Consider the following 1,705-nt stretch of genomic DNA (forward strand, 5'->3'; position numbering starts at 1 on the left):
ATATCGCATCGTTCGGAGTCTCGAGAATAAGAGGCATATTGTCGAATCTGGGGTCGTTGACAAGGCGGATGAAGAATTCTTCGCCAAGTGTGCCTTTGCCTATCTCTTCATGTCTGTCAATGCGAGAACCGAGTTCCCTCTTGTCGTCATTGAGATGAAGGGCGCGAAGATATCCTGCACCGATGATACGGTCAAAATCGTTCCATGTTTTCGCATATCCTTCTTCCGATCTCAGGTCGTATCCTGCCGAATAAGTATGACAGGTGTCTACACATACGCCAACCCTTGTCTTGTCTTCGACCTTGTCAATGATATGGGCTATCTGTCCGAACTCATAGCCGAGATTTGAACCTTGTCCTGCGGTCGATTCAATAACAGCCGTCACACCTTCTGTCTGGTCAAGTGATATGTTGATGCTTTCGGCAATGAGATCAAGGCAATCATCAACGGGAATCTCCTTCAGGTGGCTTCCGGGATGAAAATTGAGCATGGTCAGACCCAGCTGGGAGCATCGTCTCATTTCATCGATGAATGATTTGCGTGACATTCCAAGTTTCTGCGGATCCGGACTTCCCAGATTGATAAGAAAATTATCGTGTGGCAATATATGAGCCGGAGAGAAGCCTCCTGCCTCACAATTGGCTTTGAACCGTTCTGTCTCTTCTTCAGAGATTGCTTTTGATGCCCAGCGGTTGCTTGAGCCGGTAAAAAGGGCAAAGGCTTTTGCTCCTATTCTTGCCGCTTCAAGCGGCGCATTGGAGACACCACCTTTCACACTTACGTGGGCGCCTATATATTTCATGTCTTAAGAATTTATCAATTAAGCAATATAGCCTTCGGTCTTGTATAGACTGAGATTTACCACAAAATTAAAAAAAAAAATTCACTTGCTTGCCTGTTTTTGTCATAATGTTGTAAATTTTAGCTAATTTCGTAATCATAATATGTTGCGAAAGCAGGAAAACATGGAACTCTCAAAAGCAAAACAAGGAATATACTCACAATTATCGCGTCGCAAGATGCGTGACCGCCATGGTCTATTTATCGCGGAAGGGCGTAAAAGTATAGAAGATACCATCGGCAGTTTTGAAGTGGAGGCAATAGTCTCAACCAATCCGGAGTCCATTCCTGAAGAGTGGGGATGCAGGAATGTTTCGTTCGTGGTATCGCAGGGTCAGATGGGTAAGATTTCATCGCTTTCCACGCCATCCGATATTCTTGCCGTATACCGGATTCCGGATGGTTACTATGACAATGTTCCGGAGCCTGCTCCCGACAAATTGTATCTGCTTCTTGACGGAGTTCAGGATCCCGGTAATTTGGGAACTATTATACGTACCGCCCATTGGTTCGGTATAGACCGGATTTATGCGTCGAAAGATACCGTGGACATTTTTAATCCCAAAACAGTCCAGTCAACAATGGGTTCATTGGGGAGGGTTGAGGTCGTATATTGTGACCTTTGCCGTCTTTTGAACGATAATCCCGAGATTCCGGTTTACGGAACTTTGCTGAATGGAGACAATATATATGAAGCCTCGCTTTCAGCATCGGGTTTCATTATAATGGGCAATGAGGGTAAAGGGATATCCGCACCGATAAGAAATATGGTGACATCCCCGTTGCTGATTCCCCCTTATGATTCGGGAAATCATTCCGAATCACTCAATGTGGCTGTTGTCACAGCTGTTGTTCTTTCTCAATT

The 1,705-nt window shown here is 45.0% G+C and carries 2 protein-coding genes; one reads left to right on the forward strand and one right to left on the reverse strand.

Annotated features, from left to right (window positions below):
- Window positions 1-802 (reverse strand): deoxyribonuclease IV (gene nfo, locus JX312_RS13230; RefSeq protein ID WP_204458384.1); only part of this gene is annotated, 802 nt, incomplete at its 3' end.
- Between the two features lie 163 nt (window positions 803-965).
- Here nfo and JX312_RS13235 point away from each other — a divergent pair.
- A partial coding sequence (locus JX312_RS13235) for an RNA methyltransferase (protein ID WP_204458385.1) occupies window positions 966-1,705 on the forward strand: 740 nt, incomplete at its 3' end.

This window comes from Barnesiella sp. CU968 (assembly GCF_905219685.1).
GTDB lineage: Bacteria > Bacteroidota > Bacteroidia > Bacteroidales > Muribaculaceae > Lepagella > Lepagella muris_A.